Annotated in this window: 17 protein-coding genes and 1 other RNA gene; all 18 read right to left on the bottom strand. The window is 43.2% G+C overall.

Annotated features, from left to right (window positions below; genetic code table 11):
• Positions 1–116: 116 nt before the first annotated feature.
• Entirely contained in the window at positions 117–1,370 is a 1,254-nt protein-coding gene (locus V6669_RS01040) for a mechanosensitive ion channel domain-containing protein (RefSeq protein ID WP_338589948.1), read from the bottom strand.
• Positions 1,371–1,519: 149 nt separating this feature from the next.
• Positions 1,520–2,161 (bottom strand): polysaccharide deacetylase family protein, encoded by a 642-nt coding sequence (locus V6669_RS01035; protein WP_338589946.1) that lies wholly within the window; start codon positions 2,159–2,161, stop codon positions 1,520–1,522.
• Positions 2,162–2,348: 187 nt separating this feature from the next.
• Positions 2,349–3,224: a carbohydrate ABC transporter permease gene (locus tag V6669_RS01030; protein ID WP_338589944.1), complete on the bottom strand. Its 876-nt coding sequence runs from the start codon at positions 3,222–3,224 to the stop codon at positions 2,349–2,351.
• A gap of 15 nt (positions 3,225–3,239) precedes the next feature.
• A complete protein-coding gene (locus tag V6669_RS01025; RefSeq protein WP_076210184.1) occupies positions 3,240–4,109 on the bottom strand; it encodes a sugar ABC transporter permease in 870 nt (289 codons plus the stop codon).
• A gap of 214 nt (positions 4,110–4,323) precedes the next feature.
• Positions 4,324–5,640: an extracellular solute-binding protein gene (locus V6669_RS01020; protein ID WP_338589938.1), complete on the bottom strand. Its 1,317-nt coding sequence runs from the start codon at positions 5,638–5,640 to the stop codon at positions 4,324–4,326.
• Positions 5,641–5,825: 185 nt separating this feature from the next.
• Positions 5,826–7,577 (bottom strand): response regulator, encoded by a 1,752-nt coding sequence (locus V6669_RS01015; protein WP_338589936.1) that lies wholly within the window; start codon positions 7,575–7,577, stop codon positions 5,826–5,828.
• The gene (locus V6669_RS01010) at positions 7,568–9,589 is read right to left on the bottom strand and encodes a sensor histidine kinase (protein WP_338589934.1); all 2,022 of its coding nucleotides are present in this window, start codon (positions 9,587–9,589) and stop codon (positions 7,568–7,570) included. The genes V6669_RS01015 and V6669_RS01010 overlap by 10 nt, the downstream gene beginning before the upstream one ends.
• A gap of 630 nt (positions 9,590–10,219) precedes the next feature.
• Positions 10,220–10,582, bottom strand: coding sequence for a hypothetical protein (locus V6669_RS01005; RefSeq protein WP_338589932.1), 363 nt, complete (start codon positions 10,580–10,582; stop codon positions 10,220–10,222).
• Positions 10,583–10,679: 97 nt separating this feature from the next.
• Complete coding sequence (locus tag V6669_RS01000; RefSeq protein ID WP_338589930.1) at positions 10,680–11,396, bottom strand: uracil-DNA glycosylase; 717 nt, start codon at positions 11,394–11,396, stop codon at positions 10,680–10,682.
• 212 nt (positions 11,397–11,608) lie between these two features.
• A complete protein-coding gene (locus V6669_RS00995; protein ID WP_338589928.1) occupies positions 11,609–12,181 on the bottom strand; it encodes a zeta toxin family protein in 573 nt (190 codons plus the stop codon).
• Positions 12,174–12,371 (bottom strand): hypothetical protein, encoded by a 198-nt coding sequence (locus tag V6669_RS00990; RefSeq protein ID WP_338589926.1) that lies wholly within the window; start codon positions 12,369–12,371, stop codon positions 12,174–12,176. Before V6669_RS00990 ends, V6669_RS00995 begins: the two co-directional genes overlap by 8 nt.
• Before the next feature lie 176 nt (positions 12,372–12,547).
• Positions 12,548–13,321, bottom strand: a complete 774-nt coding sequence (locus V6669_RS00985; RefSeq protein WP_076333476.1) for a hypothetical protein — start codon at positions 13,319–13,321, stop codon at positions 12,548–12,550.
• A 24-nt stretch (positions 13,322–13,345) separates the two neighbouring features.
• Positions 13,346–13,642, bottom strand: coding sequence for a hypothetical protein (locus tag V6669_RS00980; RefSeq protein WP_076333475.1), 297 nt, complete (start codon positions 13,640–13,642; stop codon positions 13,346–13,348).
• 246 nt (positions 13,643–13,888) lie between these two features.
• Positions 13,889–14,374 (bottom strand): hypothetical protein, encoded by a 486-nt coding sequence (locus tag V6669_RS00975; protein WP_076333474.1) that lies wholly within the window; start codon positions 14,372–14,374, stop codon positions 13,889–13,891.
• A gap of 193 nt (positions 14,375–14,567) precedes the next feature.
• Positions 14,568–14,901, bottom strand: a transfer-messenger RNA (tmRNA) gene (gene ssrA, locus V6669_RS00970).
• Positions 14,902–17,607: 2,706 nt separating this feature from the next.
• Complete coding sequence (locus V6669_RS00965) at positions 17,608–17,841, bottom strand: hypothetical protein (RefSeq protein ID WP_076333473.1); 234 nt, start codon at positions 17,839–17,841, stop codon at positions 17,608–17,610.
• A gap of 308 nt (positions 17,842–18,149) precedes the next feature.
• Entirely contained in the window at positions 18,150–18,464 is a 315-nt protein-coding gene (locus tag V6669_RS00960) for a hypothetical protein (protein ID WP_076333472.1), read from the bottom strand.
• Positions 18,465–18,467: 3 nt separating this feature from the next.
• Complete coding sequence (locus V6669_RS00955; RefSeq protein WP_338589922.1) at positions 18,468–20,342, bottom strand: DEAD/DEAH box helicase family protein; 1,875 nt, start codon at positions 20,340–20,342, stop codon at positions 18,468–18,470.
• Between the last annotated feature and the right edge of the window lie 47 nt (positions 20,343–20,389).

Genomic DNA, 20,389 nt, shown 5'->3' with positions numbered 1-20,389 from the left:
TTCTTCGTTCTTAAAATATGCCTATTATATCACAGACAAAAAGCCCTCAACCCAGATGGGTTAACGGCTTATGAGTTGAAAAAGTATATTGGAAAAGGCAAAGCTATGATGAGGCCCTAGTATTCTCGCGCATATTGCTTATCCTCTTTCAGTTGCACAATGTCATGTCCGGTTGGATTCTGGAAGGCCCGCAGTCCAAATGTTGGCGCCACCGCGAAGATATGGTCAAAGATATCCGCTTGCACATTCTCATACACACCCCAGTTGATATCATTGCTGAATGCATAGATTTCAAGAGGCAGTCCGCGATCTTCCGGTGCTAGTTGTCTCACAATCATCGTCATATCCTTATTGATTTTCGGATGATTTCTCAGATATTGATGGATATATTCCCGGAACACACCGACGTTTGTGAGCTGTCTGCCGTTCACGTTGCTTTCGGTATTCACCTGGTGCTCCATATTGTACGCTTGAATTTCTTTCAATTTTGCTGTGACATAATCAGTCAGGTAGTGGATTTTCTCAAATTCAGCCACCATCTCTTCCGTACAAAAACGGATACTGCTGATATCAATATAGATACTCCGCTTAATCCTTCTGCCACCGGACACCTGCATGCCCCTCCAGTTACGGAACGAATCCGAAATGAGGGCGTAGCTTGGAATCATCGTAATTGTTTTATCAAAATTCATAACCTTTACCGTGTTCAATGTAATGTCAATGACGTCACCGTCCGCATTATACTTTGGCATCTCGATCCAGTCACCAACGCGTACCATATCGTTCGACGATAGCTGTACACCGGCCACGAGGCCCAGAATCGAGTCTTTGAATACGAGCATTAATACCGCCGATAACGCCCCAAGTCCACTGAGGATAATGAGCGGGTTCTGTCCAATCAGGCTGGAGATGACGATAATGCCCCCAATAATGAACAGGACAATCTTGGCTACCTGAATGTAACTCTTGATTGGGCGAATCTTCGACACCTCATAGGTACGATAGATATCATCGAAGACATTCAGCAGAGCATTCAGAACCGTAATCATGATAACAATCATATAGGTCATTGCTGATTTTTCAATCAAAGCCTGATAGGGCGGGAAAATATAAGCAGAATAATAGATAATAATGGCCGGTACGAGATGTGACAGCTTCTGAAATAAATTTTTCTGCACCACGATGTGGCCCCACTTGAAACGATTGTTACTCACGATACGATGCACCGTCTTCAGTACCACTCGCTTGGCAATAACATTCGCCAGTACCGAGATTAGCGCGATAAAAATAATCATAATCACATTCGAAAGGTATCCAATGGAGGGTTCACTCATGCCGAGTTCTTCTAGTTGATTTCTGATAAAGTCCATTGTTTCCTCCTGACATAATCTAGTTTAGCCTATTATTATAAAGTAGTTTGAGAGGGCAAGCAAAGTTTGTGCTTCCGCTCCGTTCTTCCTATGCATTATATATATTTAAAAAAGGACCCTGTCATTCAAAGAATGATGGGTCCACTTCATTATGTCGTCTTTATATCATGCTCACGAGAAATGTCCAATAACTCACTCACCGTGACCATACGGTACCCATCCGCAACCAGTTCATCCACCAGCACACGAACCGCCTCCACCGTCTGGGAACGATCCCCGTAACCGTCATGGAATATGAGCACGCTGCCAGGTTTCACCGCAGACCGGCTATGCTCCAGAATATGCTCAACGCCGGGATTGTCCCAATCCCTCGCATCCCCGTTGGCCGCACCAATCGTACGATATCCACGCTCCGCTGACAGAGACAGTATATCATCGTTTACGCCAAAATACGGCGGTCGGAAGCTTCGGGCAGGTTGCCCCGTAACTTTTTGAACAAGACGTTCTGCGCGTTGCAGCTCCTCCCCGGCTTCCTCCAGTGTCAGCTTGGTCAGGTCCGGATGCGTGTACGTATGGTTTGCGATCTCATGCCCTTCCCGGTGCACCTCCGCCGCAATCTCCGGGTGAGTCTCCATCTCTTGGCCAATCATGAAAAACGTTGCCTGCCCACCGACACGACGGAATATCTCAAGCACTTGAGGTGTATACACTGGATGCGGCCCATCATCAAACGTGAACGCCACAACCTTTTCCCGAACAGACTCCTGCACTACCATAGCAATATTGACCATACTATAATGACCCCTCTCTGCAACTGACTGGCTACATCACCCTTATTATTCCATGTCCATAGGCCGCGGTCCAGTCCAGAGATCACACCTTGCGAAATCCCGAATCAAGAAGATATCTACCAGAAAGAGAGCACAGCGAGCAAGCAGCAATCCCTTCTACCGCCACGCCCTCCAGTCCAGCCTCCAGCTAACCTTTGATCGCACCTGCGATCATGCTCTTCTGCACCTGTTTGTTCAACAGCAGATAGATGACTACCGTTGGCACCGTCGTAATCATCAGTCCCGCACCAATGATGCCCCATTGCGTAATGTACGTTCCCACCATCGACATCATGCCCACCGTCAATGTCTGGTAAGCCGTGTTATTGATAAACGTGACCGCAAACATCAGCTCGTTCCAGCAAGACAGAAATGTGAAGATCGCTACAGTTGATATGGCCGGGGTTACCAGAGGCAGAATAATGGAGAAAAACGTCCGGTATATGCCGCAGCCGTCGATAACCGCCGACTCCTCCATCTCTCTTGGGATACCTTTGAAAAAACTGCCCAGAATGAATACCGCCATCGGAATGCCAAATGCCACATAAGGAATGATCAGAGACCAGTAGCTGTTGAGCAGGCTCAGATTCTTCAAAATAATAAATAATGGCAGCAGCGCCGCATGAATCGGCACCATCATGCCCAGCAAAATGAGTGTCATCGTGAACCCGCTGAGCTTCCAGTTCATTCTTGTGATTGCGTATCCCGTCATGGAGGACAAGATCAGTACCAAGATAATGGAGGCCGCAGTAACCAGCACACTATTCATAAAATAGGTCAGCACATGGCCGTCAGACATTGCTTTGGTGTAGTTGCTCCACAAAAACGCTTTGGGTAACCCGGCCACATCACCGCTGAAGATTTCACTGTTATCCTTCAGGGAAAACAGCGCCAGCCAGATGAGCGGGTAGATCTGCACAATCGCAACGAGGATCAGAAACGCTTGCAGAAACACTTTCCCGATCGGTCCGGAGATGGACCTCGGCTTGGGCTTTTTTTGCAACATGACTTCTATGGTACTCATGCCTTTTGCCTCCCTCTACTCCGTTTTGAACAATGAATTAATGAGGATCGTACACACCAGACACTCCACAATGATAAAGACCGAGATCGCACTGCCATATCCGTACCGGAACGTATCAAAAATGGTAGCGTACATCAGCGTGCTTGGCACTTCAGTGGTGTAGAACGGTCCGCCTCCCGTCAGCACATAGATCAGGTCAAACACCTTGAACGCACCGATGACGGAAAAAACAAGGCTTACCTTCAGAATCGGCTTCATCAGCGGGATCATAATGGACCACGCCGTCCGAATACGGGAAGCACCATCCATTCGAGCAGCTTCGAGCACATCCTGAGACACGGACTTTGCTCCTGCATACATCAGCAGCATGTGATACCCCACGTACTGCCACAAGGTCGGAATAAACGATGCCGCCAGCGCGGTGTCCTTCTGCCCCAGCCAGTCCTGTGCCAGGCTGGATAAGCCAATACTTTGCAGCAGCACGTTCAGCAGGCCATAATCGGCATTGTAGATTTTTGACCACAACTGGGCAATAACCACCGTTGAGATCAACACCGGGATAAAATACACGGTCCGGTAGAACCCTTCCCCCTTCACGTTGGACGCCAGAATCAGCGCGAGCACCAGCGAGATCGGCAGTTGAATGAACACCGAAGCTCCCGCGAATAACAGGGAGTTTTTGATCGAATTCAGCACACGGGTGTCTTTAAACATCTCTACATAGTTGTCCAGGCCGATAAATGTACCCCTGCCCACGCCGTTCCAGTCCAGCAGACTGTAATAACTGGAGACAAAGATGGGAATAAGCACAATGCCGCAGAATAGAATCAGCGTGGGTAATACAAAGACGGCTATCGTGCCTTTATTGGAAAATACAGAGTTCATTGTTGTTCTCCTCTCAAAGGCGTGACCGGGATATACCGGACCACGCCTTGTTTGGGTTCATCTTCATGGTTAGAAGCGGTAGCATTGCAAGCTCACAAGGTCTATGCGCAAGATGTTCACAGGCAATTTGCAAAGACTTGTAGTGTAAGGACCTAAGGCCTGTAAGCATTTAAGCTTGTAAGCTTGCACGCACGTATACCTGCCTACCTGTTTTCTATAGACTTAGCTCTGTTGGTTTGAGCTGTGCCATCTGTTTGCAGAACTCCTCCGGTGTTACATCGCCGGCAAGCAGCTGGGCAATCAGATTTTTGTGCGCTTCGGCAGACTCCGCAGGCAGAATGTTATCCCACCACGCGATGAATGAGGTCGCCGTTTTCATAATATCTGCCGCAGACAGATCAAGGGAGGACAGGCTGGATGTGTCGAGTGCATCGGTTTTCCAGCTTGGCAGACCCGCTCCAGCCAGGAACCCTTGCGTACCAAGCTGCTCACTCAGATACATGAGGAATTCCACGGCTTCCTTCGGATGTTTGGTATTCTGGTTGATGTAGAAACCATCGACGGCTCCGCCGAAGATTTCGGTATTTGTGCCTTTGCCATCCTCAAACACCGGGAACGGGATCACTTTCACTTTGCCTTTGACTGCGGAGGACGGGTCCTCAATTCCTGCATTCACCCAGTTGGCCTGGAACATCATCGCCCCGTTGCCTGCATTAAATGCCCCAAGCATCTCGTCATAGCTCATGCTGAACATGCTGCTGTTGAACGCTCCTGCTTGTGCAAGCTGCTGCATTTTGGTGGCAGCGGCAACAAAATCGGGCGAATCCCACTTCGACGGATCTTTAAAGGCTTCCATCACCGCAGCATTGCCTGCCTGACGCATCGCAATAATGTCGTACCAGTACATGCCCGGCCAGCGGTCCTTCTCTCCAATCACAGCCGGGGTGATTCCTGCCGCTTTCAGCTTGGTGACTGCATCCAACAGTTCGTTATATGTGGTCGGAATCTTGGCACCTGCCTGCTCGAACAATTCCGTATTCACGTAAAGGTTGGCGATATGGGTATACACGGGCAATGTGTAGATTTTGCCGTCCATATTGATGGCCTCCGCCATACCCGGCCCCATTCGTTCTTTGATATCGTCCGTCAGGTAACTTGAGATTTCCAGCACATTGCCGGATTTGATGTACGGCTGCATGAAGCTGCCACCACCCATGCCATAGAACAGGTCTGGCGCTTCACCAGCTGCAATCGATGTTTTGACTTTGGTTTTGTACTGTTCTCCTGTCGTGCCCGTACGTTCAACCTGAATGTCCGAATGCTCGCTGTTCCATTTCTCAACAATCTCGGGCAGTAACTTGGCCGAAGGATCGGTATTGCCGACCGATTGATCCCACAGCGTCAGCTTGATCTTGCCGTTACTTTCCCCCTGTGCTCCTCCGCCGGACGAACCGGATGAACATGCCGCCAGACTGCCTACAATGCCCAGAGTCAGAATTAGACTTGCTGATTTTTTTAATAGCGCTTTCATCTCTATGGACCTCCCTATGCGTTTTAGTTGGTTCTAGCCCATATTTTAGGCAAACTGTGCGTTGTTCTCCATTTAGAAAACAGGCATCGATTTGTAATATTCGAACATATGTGGAAGTGGAAGTGCGTTTACGCTCAAACCATCTCTGCACTCCCTCACACTCCCCATTTTTGCATTTTCATTTTTCAGGTTTTTACATTCCGATACTCATTCATGGATCGGCCGATATGTTTTTTGAACAAGACGCTGAAATAGTGTGGGTCCGGGATGCCTACCTGCTCCCCAATCTCATACCCTTTCATATCCGTCTGTTTCAGCAGCATTTCAGCCTTCTTTATGCGGAGTTGAGTCAGATATTCCACAAATGTCTGCCCGGTTTCTTTTTTCATCAGCCGCCCCAGATGGCCTGAACTTACGTAAAAAGCAGCCGCGGTGCTGGAAAGCCCCACTTCCGCATTGCCCATGTTCTCTTCAAGATAAGCGATCACCCGGTCGATCAGATTGCCTTCCTTGGCCTGTCGCTTGGCTTGTATGACATCCGATACGGTGCGGACATGCTGCTCCAGCATACTTTTTAGTTCGGGCAGATGATCTGCTGTAAAAATGGCCGCAACGGCCTCTTTGTTCAATGCGTGCTCTCCCTCAATCTGCTGCTCTATGGCAGCACGCTGGCACTCCGTAACCACATCCATGGCTGCCATCCGAAACTGTGAAACGTCCGAAAACGGCACAGACAGCATACGCTCCAGCAACAATACGGCTTCTTCCCCCGCACCAACACTGACGTAAAATTGCAGTTGTTGGAGCAGCTGAGCATCCGAGTGGTAGGGCTTTTTCCCGCCTTCGATGACCAGATCCTCGAAGCAAATGACCTGATTTTTTCCCACAAATGCCTGATAATCGAGTGCACGACACGCCTCCCGGTATCCCACACAGGCCCTTCCCCATGCTGATTGCCATTGCCCAATCCCTACTGTCACATCAACTTCACACCCTTCGAGCTTAAGCGTATGTTGAAGTTCTTCCTGAAGCTGCTGTACCTGAACGGCAAATTCCGTATCCGCACCAAATGAGAGCACAACTATCCGGTTATGTGGGTCCATGACGATAATGGTTTGTGAATCCTCCGGATAAAAAGCCTGCACCCGCTTCATGCCTACCATTCGCAGCAAAATATGTATTTCCTCAGCGGGTTGTGGATGGGCTTCTGTCTGGTGCTGGCTTAATTGGGGTTGATCGTGTTGTTGTTGTTGAAGCCCTCGTTGGGCTTGGTGTCTTTGGTGATATGGTTCGGACAGATGTGGACATGCCTCTGATGCAGCTATCTTCGCTTGCGGTACAGCAACCTCCACCTCCATGACTGCGATGCGCAATCCTGGTTCACCAGACGAGATAGGGATACCGAAGAAACGCGCCTTCTCTTGTAGTTCATCCTCAGGCATCACATCAATTAACCATTGATTCACAAATCGCTCCCTGAGATAAGGCAAGCTCTGCTTCATCTCCTCTCGCAACTTTATCAGCTCGTACTCACGCCCGACCTCCTGCTCGATTGCCGCTCGCAGCTTCGCCGTAACTTGTAATAATTCAGAAGCACGAATGGGTTTCAAAATAAAATCGGATATGCCCAGCTTCACACTCTGACGAGCATATTCAAATTCATCATGTCCCGTCACAACCACGATTTTTATGTTTGGGTAACGCCCCATGAGAATGCCGCTCAGTTCAATGCCGTCCATCTTCGGCATGTATATATCCGTGAACACGATGTCTGGACGCAACAGCTCAACCTGATCCAAAGCCTCTTCAGCATCGGAGGCCTCGCCAACGATGGTCATGCCTTGCTGCTCCCAATCGATACGCATGCGCAACAGATTTCGGATGAGGTACTCGTCATCCACAATCAATACCTTTAATGGTTCCACAGTTAATTCCATGATTCATCGGCTCCCTTCGGGATCGTTATGATAATGGTTGTTCCTTTTCCAACCTCGCTCTGCAGCTTGAGTCCATCTTCTCTGTCATAAAAAATGCGAAGCCGCTCCATCGTCCCCCATAAGCCAAAGCTTGGATTGTGTTTAGCGTTATAGGTAGGATTAGAAGTATCAGAAGAGTTAGAAGAGTTCGAGCGATTAGACCTTTTCATTTCTGTTCGTTGAATCTGCTTCAGTTCTTCCTCGGACATGCCGACTCCGTCGTCAGTGATCGTTAGAAGTACCCCTTCCATGGATCGACGTACTTGAATGCGTATCGTGCCTGGGCTGCCTTTGGGGCGAATGCCATGATACAGTGAATTTTCCACCAGCGGCTGGAGTACCAGCTTGGGAATCATCACCCGCTCACAATCTGGAGCAATATCGTACTGCACCTCAAACACACCGGGGTAGCGCACCTGTTGGATCGTCAGATAATTGCGTACAATCTCAACCTCCTCGTGCAGCGTAACCAGTTCACGGCCTTTGCTGACACTCAAGCGATAGTAACTTCCAAGCGCTTCTAACAGCTCACATACCTTATCGTTCATACCAGACATCGCCAGGGAGGTAATGGAATCAAGTGTGTTGTATAGAAAATGCGGCTTGATCTGCGCCTGAAGTGTATTCAGCTCCGCTCGACGAATCGTCTGCTGCTCCTGAATGATGCGTTTCAGCATCTGGTCAATCTGCTCAATCATCTGGTTGTATCCTCCGTATAACTGTGCGAATTCGTAGCTGTTCAACTCAACCGTCACTTTGCGGAAGTTCCCACTTGGCGCTTTCTGCATGGAACGAAGCAGCTTGTGAATCGGCTTAATGACGCTGCGCGAGATGATGAATGAACTGACAAAAAAGACCGTTCCGTTCACTGCCAGTAGAATCAACGCAAGCAGCACCATGGATTTATTACGGGTATCCGTAGCCCGGTATGGACTCATGCTGATAAATTTCCACTGATCATCACCAGCCGAACGATAGGTCACCGCATATTCCTGACCAGCCGATTGCAAGGTGATGAAGCCGGAGGATTGCTCTTGAAATGTTTGTGCTAACTTGGCCTGATTAGCCTCTAACATCTCGTGCATCCCATCCTGTCCAGAAGCGGCAGATATAGGTTCGTCGGATACAGCAGGCACAGCCTTCTTTCCATCGGTAGCGTTGGTTGCGATCACCCGCTGATGCTCATCCAGAATGGCGACCTGAAATGAATCCGGTGCAGATAGGTTAGCATAGGCTTGAGCAATGGATTTTCCCTTGATGTTCATGACCAAAAACCCAAGCGGAGACGTATCATCCAGATCCCGAATGAGGCGAATAAACGAAACCACGTCTTGCCCATCATTCTCCCCCGTCGTCGAGACCCCACTGTCGTTGTTGCCACCATTCAGCCTGAGCAGATATCGTCCGTTGTGCTTCAATGCCTGTTCGTACCATGGCGCTTCCTTCACACTCGCTTCCATAAACGTAGGCCATTCCTGTGTACCAACCGAGAATCGGTGCCCCGAATTATCGTAAATATATACTGAATCAATAATTGGAACCGCTTGCATAAGATTGGTCAAATACGCGCTGACCTTGGACTGTGTCTGTAAATTGGAGTACACATTGCCCTGCCGCAGCAGATTCTGCAAGTTGGGATCAGAGAAAATCATTTTCGAATAATTGTTCACGTTCTCGATCATCAGATTAACGTTAGTCTCAATGGATGTTATCGTCTGCAATGATGCTTCATTGATCTTTCGCTGCGCGTCACTTTCCGAGATTCGATTCAACACCAACGCACTGAACGCCACCGTTAGCAGAATAATGACAAAGTAGGCAAACGGGATTTTGAAAGCGAGTGTCTTGGGCTTGCGTTGAATGAACGCTTTGAAACGGGGAGTCCAATTCGTCTTCATTGCGCTGGTGTTCGCTTTTGCATTTGCGTTTGCTTCTGCATCGCTCTCAATATCTGATTGGGCTGTTGCTTTCACTTCTATTTTTCATCCCCTTCTGTTACTTCTCTTGCTCCTTCATCTGTTGTTGCACCTTTTGCTCTTTGATTCACTGTGACCCTCCTTTGGTTCCGATGTGTGATGGGTTTATCGGTTGTGATCGGATGACCTGTTGTGATATCCACCACTCTCTCGGATTTTATACAATTGTATATTATAGGACTGTGTATGGAGCAGGCTCAACTCTTTTTATCGCTTACGGATGGCTTGACTGAGTGAAATAGAATGAGGTTTTGGGGATCTGATCGTTGTGAATGCAACGGGTAGAGGCCCCTTGAATTGGAACCACAAGGAGCACTGCTTTATACAATTTTGAAGGTTCAGATAACAAGTTGTAGTTTGTGCCGGATGGAGAGACATGCGGAGGGTCTGAATACACAAAAGATGCTGATAAACAATTACCTTGATATGCACATACTTATGAGCAAGATTACGATATCTACGGGCATAATCTTACTACTTACAGAGTGTTGATCGAGTGGTTAAAGTCGGGAAAATCCAATCATCGTTTTCTTGCGTGATGAATTTAATTGGGGAAATGTTGGGAGTAAGCTGCCCTCGGGCAGGACAAGTAAAGAGTTCGTTATGGTGAGAAACAGCGAATCGTGATCAAAGCGAGAATTCGGTAACGCCTTTTTTGGAGGCATATTTCAGCGTGTAGCTTCCTTCTGTGCCGTATGGCATCGTAGCGATTTGGATGCGGGTGTAATCCAGCCGACTCTCTCTGAGCACTTTTTTAATTAGCACTATGCTCCGATCCTCGTCCGTCACCACACAGAAAATGTTCATTACATATTCCTTTGGATCAGCCACACGGCTACCCAGATCACACCCATCCACCTCTCCCAACTCCGCCTGGGTCAGAGCGGTTTCCAGATATTCCATCACCTTTTCCTTCAACCAATGATCTCGTTTGCTGCCCTGCGCACTCTTCAGTGGATATTGCACTATAAGCCAGTATTTTTCACTCATTCAGCTTCACCAACCAATCTTTATATGATAGGGCATTACGTTATGTGCGGGCACTTGAACGATAAGAGTTCATATGTCAGCCTTACATTTCTCCAGTTCAAAATGGGCAGATAATTGACCTTACTGCGTTTTGGAATTGTACTGCCCTTCCATTTGCAGGATGAGGAACATGGTGATGTTTAATGAGATGGGAGCTTAACGTGTCTGCTGACTTTCTGCCAATAGCCACGATCTGAGCATCAGGATTCAGTTGCATAAGCTGTCTGGCACATGGTACACCATCCTCCAACTCTGCCAAAGTCGGCGTTCGATTCGTCATCCTGTTTTCAGAAGATTGATAAGGATGAAAGGGATAGATGTTCCAAAATATAAAGTCCGTTGGTTTCCACCTTGAACTGGATAACACTTCACCCCATATGATGGATGCTGTCGGTTCTGCGAATCCATATAGTGCCTGAGTCAGGTTAGGTTTGGCGATATTGGGCAGGCTTGTTCGAACACCCGGCTCACCTGCAAAAATCATCTGGTGATTCACCAGCGAGTGATTACCGGTAACCATTCGCTCGGACGTCAAGGGTACGCCGGAGAACCTCGCCCCTTGATATCCCACGGCTTCAGCAATAAAGATGTACCGAGCCTTGGACATTCTTGGTTCCAAATACCTGACCAAATGTTCCGAGCGAATCTTCACCGCTTCGGGGCCGATATCATAGCCCGTCACATAATCTCTCCAAGGATTAATCACATTTACTGGCGAGACATATGCTTGCACCCCTGCCACAAAATCGCGGATCTGCTGCTGCGTTTGGCTCATGCTTTTTTGCCTCCTTTGGGAGATTACAGAGTATATCGGGCTTGCACCAGCTTATTTCACAAAGATTATATCATAAACCAAAAAACCACCAACCAGAACGCTGGTTGATGGCTTTTGACTCTAGTGAAGGCGCGAGGAGTCGAAGCCCTGTCCGAAGATAACGACACATAAGCTTCTACCAGTGTAATCACAGTTTTGAAGTTGCCCAAGTATCAGTAACCCACAAGAACAGGATTAGCCCAAGCAGGTATGGACTCAACACAATAGATCAAATCACTCTGCATGATTTCCGCAACAATTAAAGGCTCGTATGTATTATCAATGATAGTAACCCGATCTGCGATGGCTAGAGCAGGTTTAAGGTTCTTCAATGACTCACCATATCGATAACGAATGTCTTCTTCTGCAATCCAATGTCCACCTTGTTCAACACGAGAGGCAACACGATCTATATGCATTTGAACATCCTCAAGACCGATATAGTAAACGACAATCTCATAATTGTTTTCTTTTGCTATTTCCATATGTTTTAAAACAAATGATCCGGACAATGTCGTTTCAATAGCGAAGTTTACACCACTTTTAATGAGTGATCGGATTCTTTTCACAGCTTCCCTACCAGCAGACAGGTCAGCACTGCGCGGATTCTCTGGCTTCAACTCTCTTGCAATTTGATCCGGATCAACCAGTTCACCAAGCCACTCTCTCATTTGCATGCTAAGTGTACTTTTCCCTGCTCCATTGGTGCCCGCAAACACAGTCATGACTGGTCTGATTTCACTCATGATATTTAAACTCCTGCCGTTTCCCAGTTGCATCAAATATAATTTCGAATTTATTACCTTCTGCATCCTCACGAACGCGTTTATTGTTCTTTATATAATAAATAGAGGCACCTGATTCTTTAGCTTGTTTGCGTGCATGTTGATTGGCTTTTTTTAAAATTTCTTGGAGCTGTTCTCGATTTTCCAACATCTTGAGTCCCCCAATCTAAATTTCTGTTTATTATATCATAAACTAAAAAACCACCAACCAGAACACTGGTTGATGGCTTTTGACTCTAATGGAGGCGAACCGTGGCTGTGCAAAACCACAATTCGCCGGAGTGTGATGATTCGGCTGTTTGCAGAAAGTGCTTAACCAACTGTCCGTCAAATTTCTATTTCGCATTGTTCCCAAACTTTTTGAATTGCAGGATGAAGTTCACTTTTCGTAATCCGTTTATATAATAGCGAATACTCTAAAATCTCACTTTGAAGGCCCTTTGCAACAAGCCTTGCCTCTTCATCATTAGATACTTGCTTTAAAAGCCTATCAAATTGATCCATTACACTAAATCTATTTAAATGGTTTGCTGCAACCATTATATTAATTAATGAGTGCATCTTTATTTCTGGGAGACTGGAGTAAAGGTATAATTCCTCCATTTTCTCACCTACAACTTCCGCAAAATCATATCGATAGTTATTCACATGTTTCTTAATGCTTTCAGAGTATCTACGTAAGACTGTTAAGAATTCCAAGGCCAGCTCATTTGTATATATCACTAAAACCTGATTAGGGATATTGTGAAATAATTCTACTAATTGGTTTCCATCCTGCTCTTCAAGAATTTCTCGTAATGGTTTCCATATGTCCCCTAACATCATACAATAGCGGTAAAGGTTAAATGATCTTCTAAATTCGTCTAAGTTATTATTGTTAGTATGGCTTTTAAATACATTATCGGATGTTTCCCAATCTAATACTTCAAAAATAGTATCGTTAGTTTCCCAAACAAAAATTGTGCCATATGCAACATTCTCTTTATAGTGGTACACGGTGATATAGGGATCATTAGATTGATGATTATCATCTGATTCAATTACTTCCTCTGTAGTAATTCCATATTCACTAAAATCTATATGATTCAAAATAGAATCCAATTTCGCACCCCTTCCGAAAGAGCCCTACGGCTTTGTTCGAATTCTTTCAATAATAGTTGCAGGAGGCATTCCAGGGAACGGATTTCCTTTTCTGGCATTAAGACGCCCTTCCGCGGATTTTGGGCCTAGAATTTTTGACCAGCCCTCTCCTGTTTTCTTGACTGAATTCTCTGGGACATTAAACTCAGCATATAACGATCCGTTCTTTGCTTGTCTATAGAAAGATTGACTATTCGCAGGATCTGCTACATGTGTAGTACCCGTAAAACTTTCTTGCACCAAACCAGTATTACACATATTATTATATTCCTGAGTTGACATCCATCTTCCTACTCTAGTTACTGTTTCTGACCAGTTAAAAGACATAAGCACATCAAAATCCCCATTAAGTTATTATTTACAAACTACTAGGTTTTAAATCTTCTTTGTTGCTATAATCCCTGTCTACCTTTAAATACTCCGGTTTTATTTGAAAAAATGGTTCATTTCCTCAAAACCAGGTTTGTTCAAAACCACAAGACACCTAACTGTGATGCTCAGGATATTTGGAATTCTGGCTTAAAGCTTTTAACTGTTTCCTTGCGTCTCTCTTATCATTTTGTGATCCATTGAAAGAGGATCGTTTGAATATTTAAACCCATTTCGTTCGGCGACTCTCTTCATACCTGCCCAAGCTGGATTAAATTTGTAAACATGAATGACCCATTTCTCATCCGGTTGCAATGAAAGGATCTCGGGAAATGCTTCTTTAAAAACTCCTTTCCCTCGATATTCACGATAAATATTAATATCAACCTCAAGGAAGTCTCCTTTTTTAATAATTAATGCGTAGCCTACTTCTTCATCATTTTGATTAATTATGTATCCTTCTCTACTTTGTTCTAGTTTGGAACGAACTTCAGTCAGTGAGATGATTTCGCCTGTAGATAATGAAGCTTTAAGATACTCAATTTCATCTTCTTCTATATTAAGAATTTCTGCGTTTTCACACAGTTCCTTTAGTATCCGTTCGTTAACTATAAGGGATTCGACCTTCTTAATTGTGACTGTCATATTTACACCTCACAAACTTGAAATTTTAATTATTAGCAACTCAATAAGCAATTAAATTATACAATGGGTAAGTTACACTGGAGGTTGGATTATATAAGCACCTCGGTATTTGGTACTGAAGGGCGAGTCCATCTAATTAAAGGACCCTTGTTCTGTATTAATTAGGTTTATCTGAACAAGGGTTCATTTTTCCGAGGGGAGTCGAACCCCTGTCCGAAGATAACGACACATAAGCTTCTACGGGTGTAGTCACAGTTTTGATGTCACCCGAGTATCGCCCCGTAACCGGCTATACGTTGGGTCAGCCTGATTGTCTTCTTCAGCACACCCCAGGCGGAGATGTGACAACGTATCCCACTACTTGTTAGCCCCTAGTCCTGTCACATGGGCGATGCAGGGTAGAAGCACGCACACAGTTTCTTTGAATAATTGAATACTTATTATATTAGCGATTTTCTTTTAGCTAGTCCTATGACTTCAGATACTGGTATCACTTCATTTGGTACGACTCCATTCATTGTAGCCCCCTTTACAGCAACTGCAATGACTTCACTTGCTTCATTAACAATAGGGCCACCGCTGTTTCCTCCATAAATAGTAGGAGTTATTTCATAACGCCTATGTGTAACTGTTTTATCACTGCTATCAGTGTGCATCCTGATGCCCCTTACAAAACCATTATCTATTCTTATTTCTTGTCCCCTTCTATAATCTGGATAACCGATTAAATCAATAAGTTGATCTGTTTGTATGGCTTCACTATAACTAAACCCTTCTTTATTATGATCCAAGCTTTGTGATCTTAGGATCGCAATGTCTTTTTCGGTATCAAAACATTCGATTCGCATCATGTGAACTTTAAAGTCCTTGGTGTTAAAGCATCTCACATAATAAGTCTTTGGGATCAACATCTCAAGTTCAATTGTACTGACTAAGTCTTTTAAAACATGAGCATTTGTAACCATTCCAATTCCTTTTAATAAAAATCCAGTCCCTTGATTATGGTAAACATATTCAAATTCATTACTTTCTTTAGAAACAACCGCTACAACAGGGTTTTCCTGCTCAATTACATAAGTATAATCTTCATACATTTTTCGTTTGTTAATCTGTTTTTCTACAGACTTAATAGCTTTCTGCTCTGGAGATACATTATTAAAACGATTAGCTAATTTCAAATAAACTGGATCACTCGTACCTTTCACATGTCCTACATGATTAATCATACCTCGCAATACTGAGAACATCTCTGATTGATTTACTTTTGCTCTTTGTCGAAATGGATATTTACGATTAAAAATCTCTCTAGCAACATCAAGATCTTTAATGTTCTTTTCAATACAATTTAGTATGGAGCGAATTCTACGAATATACGTTCTGCTGACATTTAATTTCTCATTCACTACTATTCCAGTTACAGATTGATTACTTTGACGATCTTGTAACCTAATTTTTTGTTCATTCACCTTAAACCCATTATTTTCAATAATGCGTAATAACTTCTCACTCAACACTACATTACTTTCCTCATTTAAAAACGCAATACCTCTAGGAAAAACCTTCTTATTTGTAGAGAATGTAATATCATCGGCATATCGTGTATACTTAACTCCTTTATTTTCAACGGAGAATTGTTTGAGTTCTTTATCCAAACTTTTAGCGATAATGTTGGAAATAATTGGGGATGTCGCCGCTCCTTGTGGCAAAAAACCCTCTGGATGGCTGCATATATTCGCAAGAGTTGTGGCGACTACTCCACTTAACTTAAAGTAAGAAGCAAACATCTTCCTTACCCTAGCAAAAGATATACTTTCAAAAAAGTTCTCCAAGTCAATATTTAATACAAAAGATTTTTTTAGATGCTCAGAAGCATTAGTGACGATACTTCGCTTTTCTATAAAACCATGTGCTCGGTTATGGGGATTGAACTGTAAAGAGAGGACATAGGCAAGCTTTTTTTGAAGAATCCCCAAGTTTGAGGACGGGGAATAAATAGTACGATAGCCACCACTTTTCTTGCTTACGGGGAATGATGTATAGTTATTCAGTTTGTCCCTTATAAGAATTTTCCAAAGAAATTCGGCGGGAATTTCCAAAAGTAAAGCTACATCTTCAAAATCGATTAAGCTTTTAAATTTATTCTTTATTTCTTCATCTGAGCATTGTAATGTGGGTTGCAATGAAGTACTGATGATAGGTCACCTCTATTAAAGAAGTAAACAAACAAGTGCATTTCTACCTTTCTAAATCATCGCGTAGATACCATATGAGACAATTGGATCAACTATGAGAATAGTGCAGAGAGATGTATAGATACATTAAAATATATGATAGCGATTATCACCATCAAAAGTTCAAATGCAACTTGTTTGCGTTAACAATATTATACTATACCTCATATCACCCTGTCTCGTTACACTTCATATATATTCATAAAACACTTTTTGGAGCATATATAATACCTCCATCATGGTGACTATTTAAAGAAAATTTCAATGAAATGATTCTGTCGATAATTAAAGGTGAAAGACAATGAAGATAAGAAGGGTACATGCATTGGAATTTTTGCCTTTGCCTGATGAACTTTTTACAGCCCATTGTAAAGTAAATGCTGACTCCTCAATAAATCCAGGATGATAAATTTACAGATATACATATGACTATTAGGGAAGGCATCTGGATAAGGTACAACAATTGCAAGGACGCGGGAGACTCAATGAACATCTCGGCTGAGTCCGAACTGGTACTAAGTCAATTCCTATAGGAACCTATCGTTATCGTTTAACTTTAATGAAAACTCAGTACTGATGTAAAAAATGTTGCCAGAAGTAAGAGCCGACCTGTTAAAGAACCTATCAGTCATGCACGATGCCATAGATGAATCCAAACATGCAAAACGGCCACCAAATGGCGGCCGTCACTGATACTATTAATGGAGGAGAGACGAACGAGTATACCCTAACTTCTAACCCTTATTGCCAACTCCCGATTTTCCCACTGTGTCATGCTTCGTGAGGGTTTCACTTCTTATTTAATCCATTTATAGTTCAGCTCATATTGCCTAAATTTATCACTTAAATCCACGGTTGTCTGCAAGGAACGGACAAAATCTTGTCCTGAATCTACCAAACTGCTAGAGGATTAGATGTGTGAAGAATTGGGCGACACAAGTCAGCATTCTCACTCATGACCGGAATGGTGGCTCAATTTCATAGAAATATTAAGTCTAATCGTCAATAATCAGCCTCTTCGCTCATACTTTTCTCTACATCTTTATTGGTTGCGTAACTTAATACCTTTTTAAATTTACAATCACCATTATCACAACTCAACACTGTTCGGTATCCGTCTGCATGATAATCTGTGTCAATATATTCGGATGTTGGCGATAAATCCTTTCCACATATCGGGCATTCTGACGGAATATCTTCCTGGTCTACAGAAAAGCTTGTGTCATATTTGCTCATTAAAGCATGCCTCCATTTTTATGAATTTAGATACTAAGAATACCATCTCCATACCAAGAAAAATAGTAGTCCGTTCTTTGAATTCAAAAACGGTCTTAACATCAGGTAGTAACGCATTAAAAATTAGTTGCGAATTTAAATACTGTGTGCTCTGGCTCTTCACCACCATGTTATTTTTTATAGGTACATCGAGAAAATAAGAACATTTTATCGAATAAACGCTCAGTATAGTAATCATAAGAAGAAACTAAAACTTACATACAAAAGACCATTAGATATGGAAATACATAAACTAATGGTCTTCAAGATCAAGATACTTTTCTTTTCTTATGTTGCATTTTCTTCAATATTTGCGTTGCCTCTGTATACTTATCAAAAATGATTTGTTCTTTACCATTCATAATAATAGTTTGCTTAATTAATTGGCCTTCAGGATTGAAACTATACACATCTTTAACACTAAGACCATAAGCTACAGTAGACTCAATGGTTAGGGTAGTAATATCTTCATTATTGGATATATAGAACTCTCCATTTTCTTTAACAGCTTTTTGCATTAGTTCTGCTGCTGTAGGCCCATCGTACATTAACAAACTTGCAACTTGATTAATCTCATCCATCATTGCTTATCCCTCCGAATTTCTGATTTTCTCATAAATAGCTTGAATGATTTGTGGCAATAGTGTTCTCGCTTGTTCAAAATCATATGCTTCCCACTCGTCAATACCACGCTTAATTCTATTTTTAAGTGAGGAATTAATGTACTTAATTACATACGCATCATTTGTTCCGGAATTTTTCAAAAATACACTGGTTGTCCTATTAGGCAATTCGTTACCCTTGGGGTGAATTCCTGTTTCCACAAAAAGCTCTTCAACTCGATTGACAATATCCTCTTTATGGATTTTATGCAATTCTTCACGGATAAGTTCCTCACGAAGTTTATTTCTCTTTTCAGTAATTTCGCTATCTAAGCTACGTTTCTGAGAAGCTTTATACTCATTAATGTCACTCTCCGAATGTCCTGCGGCCTTCATCATATCAGCAACATTTTGAATTTTCAATTCTTGTAAACGTATGCTCTCACGAATTTCATCTTGGTATACACTTGCATCTCCATCCGTGAGGAATTCTTTTGTATTTACAACTACTTTGCCATGAGCATTAACTTCTCCCACATCTCTATCTTGTTTTTTACCCTGTTCTCGATAATACTCAAACTCCAAAACTTTCTTTCTTTCCGCTTTTGTCCGTTGTCCTGTATAAAAAGTCCAGAGATCATCCAAACCGAGCTCAGTGTGATAAACGACGTGTGCAATGTTGTCAATTGTATCGTTTCCTTCAGGAATCCTTCTTAATGCTCTACCAATAAATTGAGCATATGGAGCAAGAGTCCTGAAAGGTCTAAAAATCGCTGCTATACTTATATTTGAATGGTCAAAACCTTCTCCTAGCATGTTAACGTTGACAACGACATCTAACTGCCCTTTTTTGTACTCAATAATAACATCTTCAGCATCCTCAGGGTCATCACTTGATACAACAGCAGCATTTAGACCATATTCCTCATATAAGGCTTTTACTTCTTTAGCGTGCTCAATATCACAAGCAACGGCAATAATTTGATGATGAGTCAGCCCCTGTCGTCGCTTTTCATTAAGCCTTCGAAGACTCATTTCAACAATAGTTCTATTACATGCTGTTGAATATGCTACAGATCGTGTAACCCACTTTTTATCCATAGCCTCTAGTGCAGTTTCTTTATCAACTAGTTGACCATCAACTAAAAACTCTAACTTCTCAGTCGTATAGTCTTCCGCAACAATATTTTTAACTAATCCCTCTTTAATAGCATCGGCAAGTTCATACTTATAAATTATCTCGCCATCAATTTCCTTGTCATCGCCTCTGATAGGTGTAGCAGTTAACTTCACAACTTTTTTTGCATTGAAATGCTTCAAGGTTTTTAACCACGAGTCGGCTGCGGAATGATGTGCTTCATCTATTATAATCATGTCAAAGTAGTCTGCATCCAAGATGTTTACCAACGCCTTACGTGACGTTGAACTGTATACTTTATGAATGTTTGCAACAATTACATCTGCGTTATTTAAGTAACCCATAATCCTTCTTTTATCTGGAGCAGTCTGGTAGCCCGCATATCTGTATACATTAGGTAACTTTGTATCATCTAAAATCACGTTTCTCTTCGTCCAAAAATTAAAAGGTGTTCTGGTATCGAATTCATCAGACACGCCCTCACGTATTACCTTCCCTGGAGTGATGATTAAGACTTTCCCATCACTGATTTCATACGGTGCCAATCCCATCGTACCTGTTTTTCCAGTGCCTGTAGGAAGTACAATAATTTTATGACTTTCAGGATCAGCTTCAAAACTTTCCTTCAACCTTCTATGAGCAATTCTTTGTGGGTCTCTTAATGAAATGTTGCCTTCAATAAATGCATTTACATTTTTAAAGTATGATACGCCATTACTCAAAGCAGAACTCCCCCAATGACTAGTCTCCAAATGTAATTCAATTAGAT

This window comes from Paenibacillus sp. Y5S-9 (assembly GCF_036894235.1).
Lineage (GTDB): Bacteria > Bacillota > Bacilli > Paenibacillales > Paenibacillaceae > Paenibacillus.
Note: the sequence above shows the minus strand (reverse complement) of the source record. Positions and strands in the feature narration are given on the sequence as shown.

Bases quoted from the DNA above. Each gene is read 5' to 3' on its own strand.
- V6669_RS01040 (WP_338589948.1), bottom strand. From the start codon at position 1,370: ATGGACTTTATCAGAAATCAACTAGAAGAACTCGGCATGAGTGAACCC.
- V6669_RS01035 (WP_338589946.1), bottom strand. From the start codon at position 2,161: ATGGTCAATATTGCTATGGTAGTGCAGGAGTCTGTTCGGGAAAAGGTT.
- V6669_RS01030 (WP_338589944.1), bottom strand. From the start codon at position 3,224: ATGAGTACCATAGAAGTCATGTTGCAAAAAAAGCCCAAGCCGAGGTCC.
- V6669_RS01025 (WP_076210184.1), bottom strand. From the start codon at position 4,109: ATGAACTCTGTATTTTCCAATAAAGGCACGATAGCCGTCTTTGTATTA.
- V6669_RS01020 (WP_338589938.1), bottom strand. From the start codon at position 5,640: ATGAAAGCGCTATTAAAAAAATCAGCAAGTCTAATTCTGACTCTGGGC.
- V6669_RS01015 (WP_338589936.1), bottom strand. From the start codon at position 7,577: ATGGAATTAACTGTGGAACCATTAAAGGTATTGATTGTGGATGACGAG.
- V6669_RS01005 (WP_338589932.1), bottom strand. From the start codon at position 10,582: ATGAGTGAAAAATACTGGCTTATAGTGCAATATCCACTGAAGAGTGCG.
- V6669_RS01000 (WP_338589930.1), bottom strand. From the start codon at position 11,396: ATGAGCCAAACGCAGCAGCAGATCCGCGATTTTGTGGCAGGGGTGCAA.
- V6669_RS00995 (WP_338589928.1), bottom strand. From the start codon at position 12,181: ATGAGTGAAATCAGACCAGTCATGACTGTGTTTGCGGGCACCAATGGA.
- V6669_RS00990 (WP_338589926.1), bottom strand. From the start codon at position 12,371: ATGTTGGAAAATCGAGAACAGCTCCAAGAAATTTTAAAAAAAGCCAAT.
- V6669_RS00980 (WP_076333475.1), bottom strand. From the start codon at position 13,642: ATGTCAACTCAGGAATATAATAATATGTGTAATACTGGTTTGGTGCAA.
- V6669_RS00975 (WP_076333474.1), bottom strand. From the start codon at position 14,374: ATGACAGTCACAATTAAGAAGGTCGAATCCCTTATAGTTAACGAACGG.
- V6669_RS00965 (WP_076333473.1), bottom strand. From the start codon at position 17,841: ATGAGCAAATATGACACAAGCTTTTCTGTAGACCAGGAAGATATTCCG.
- V6669_RS00960 (WP_076333472.1), bottom strand. From the start codon at position 18,464: ATGATGGATGAGATTAATCAAGTTGCAAGTTTGTTAATGTACGATGGG.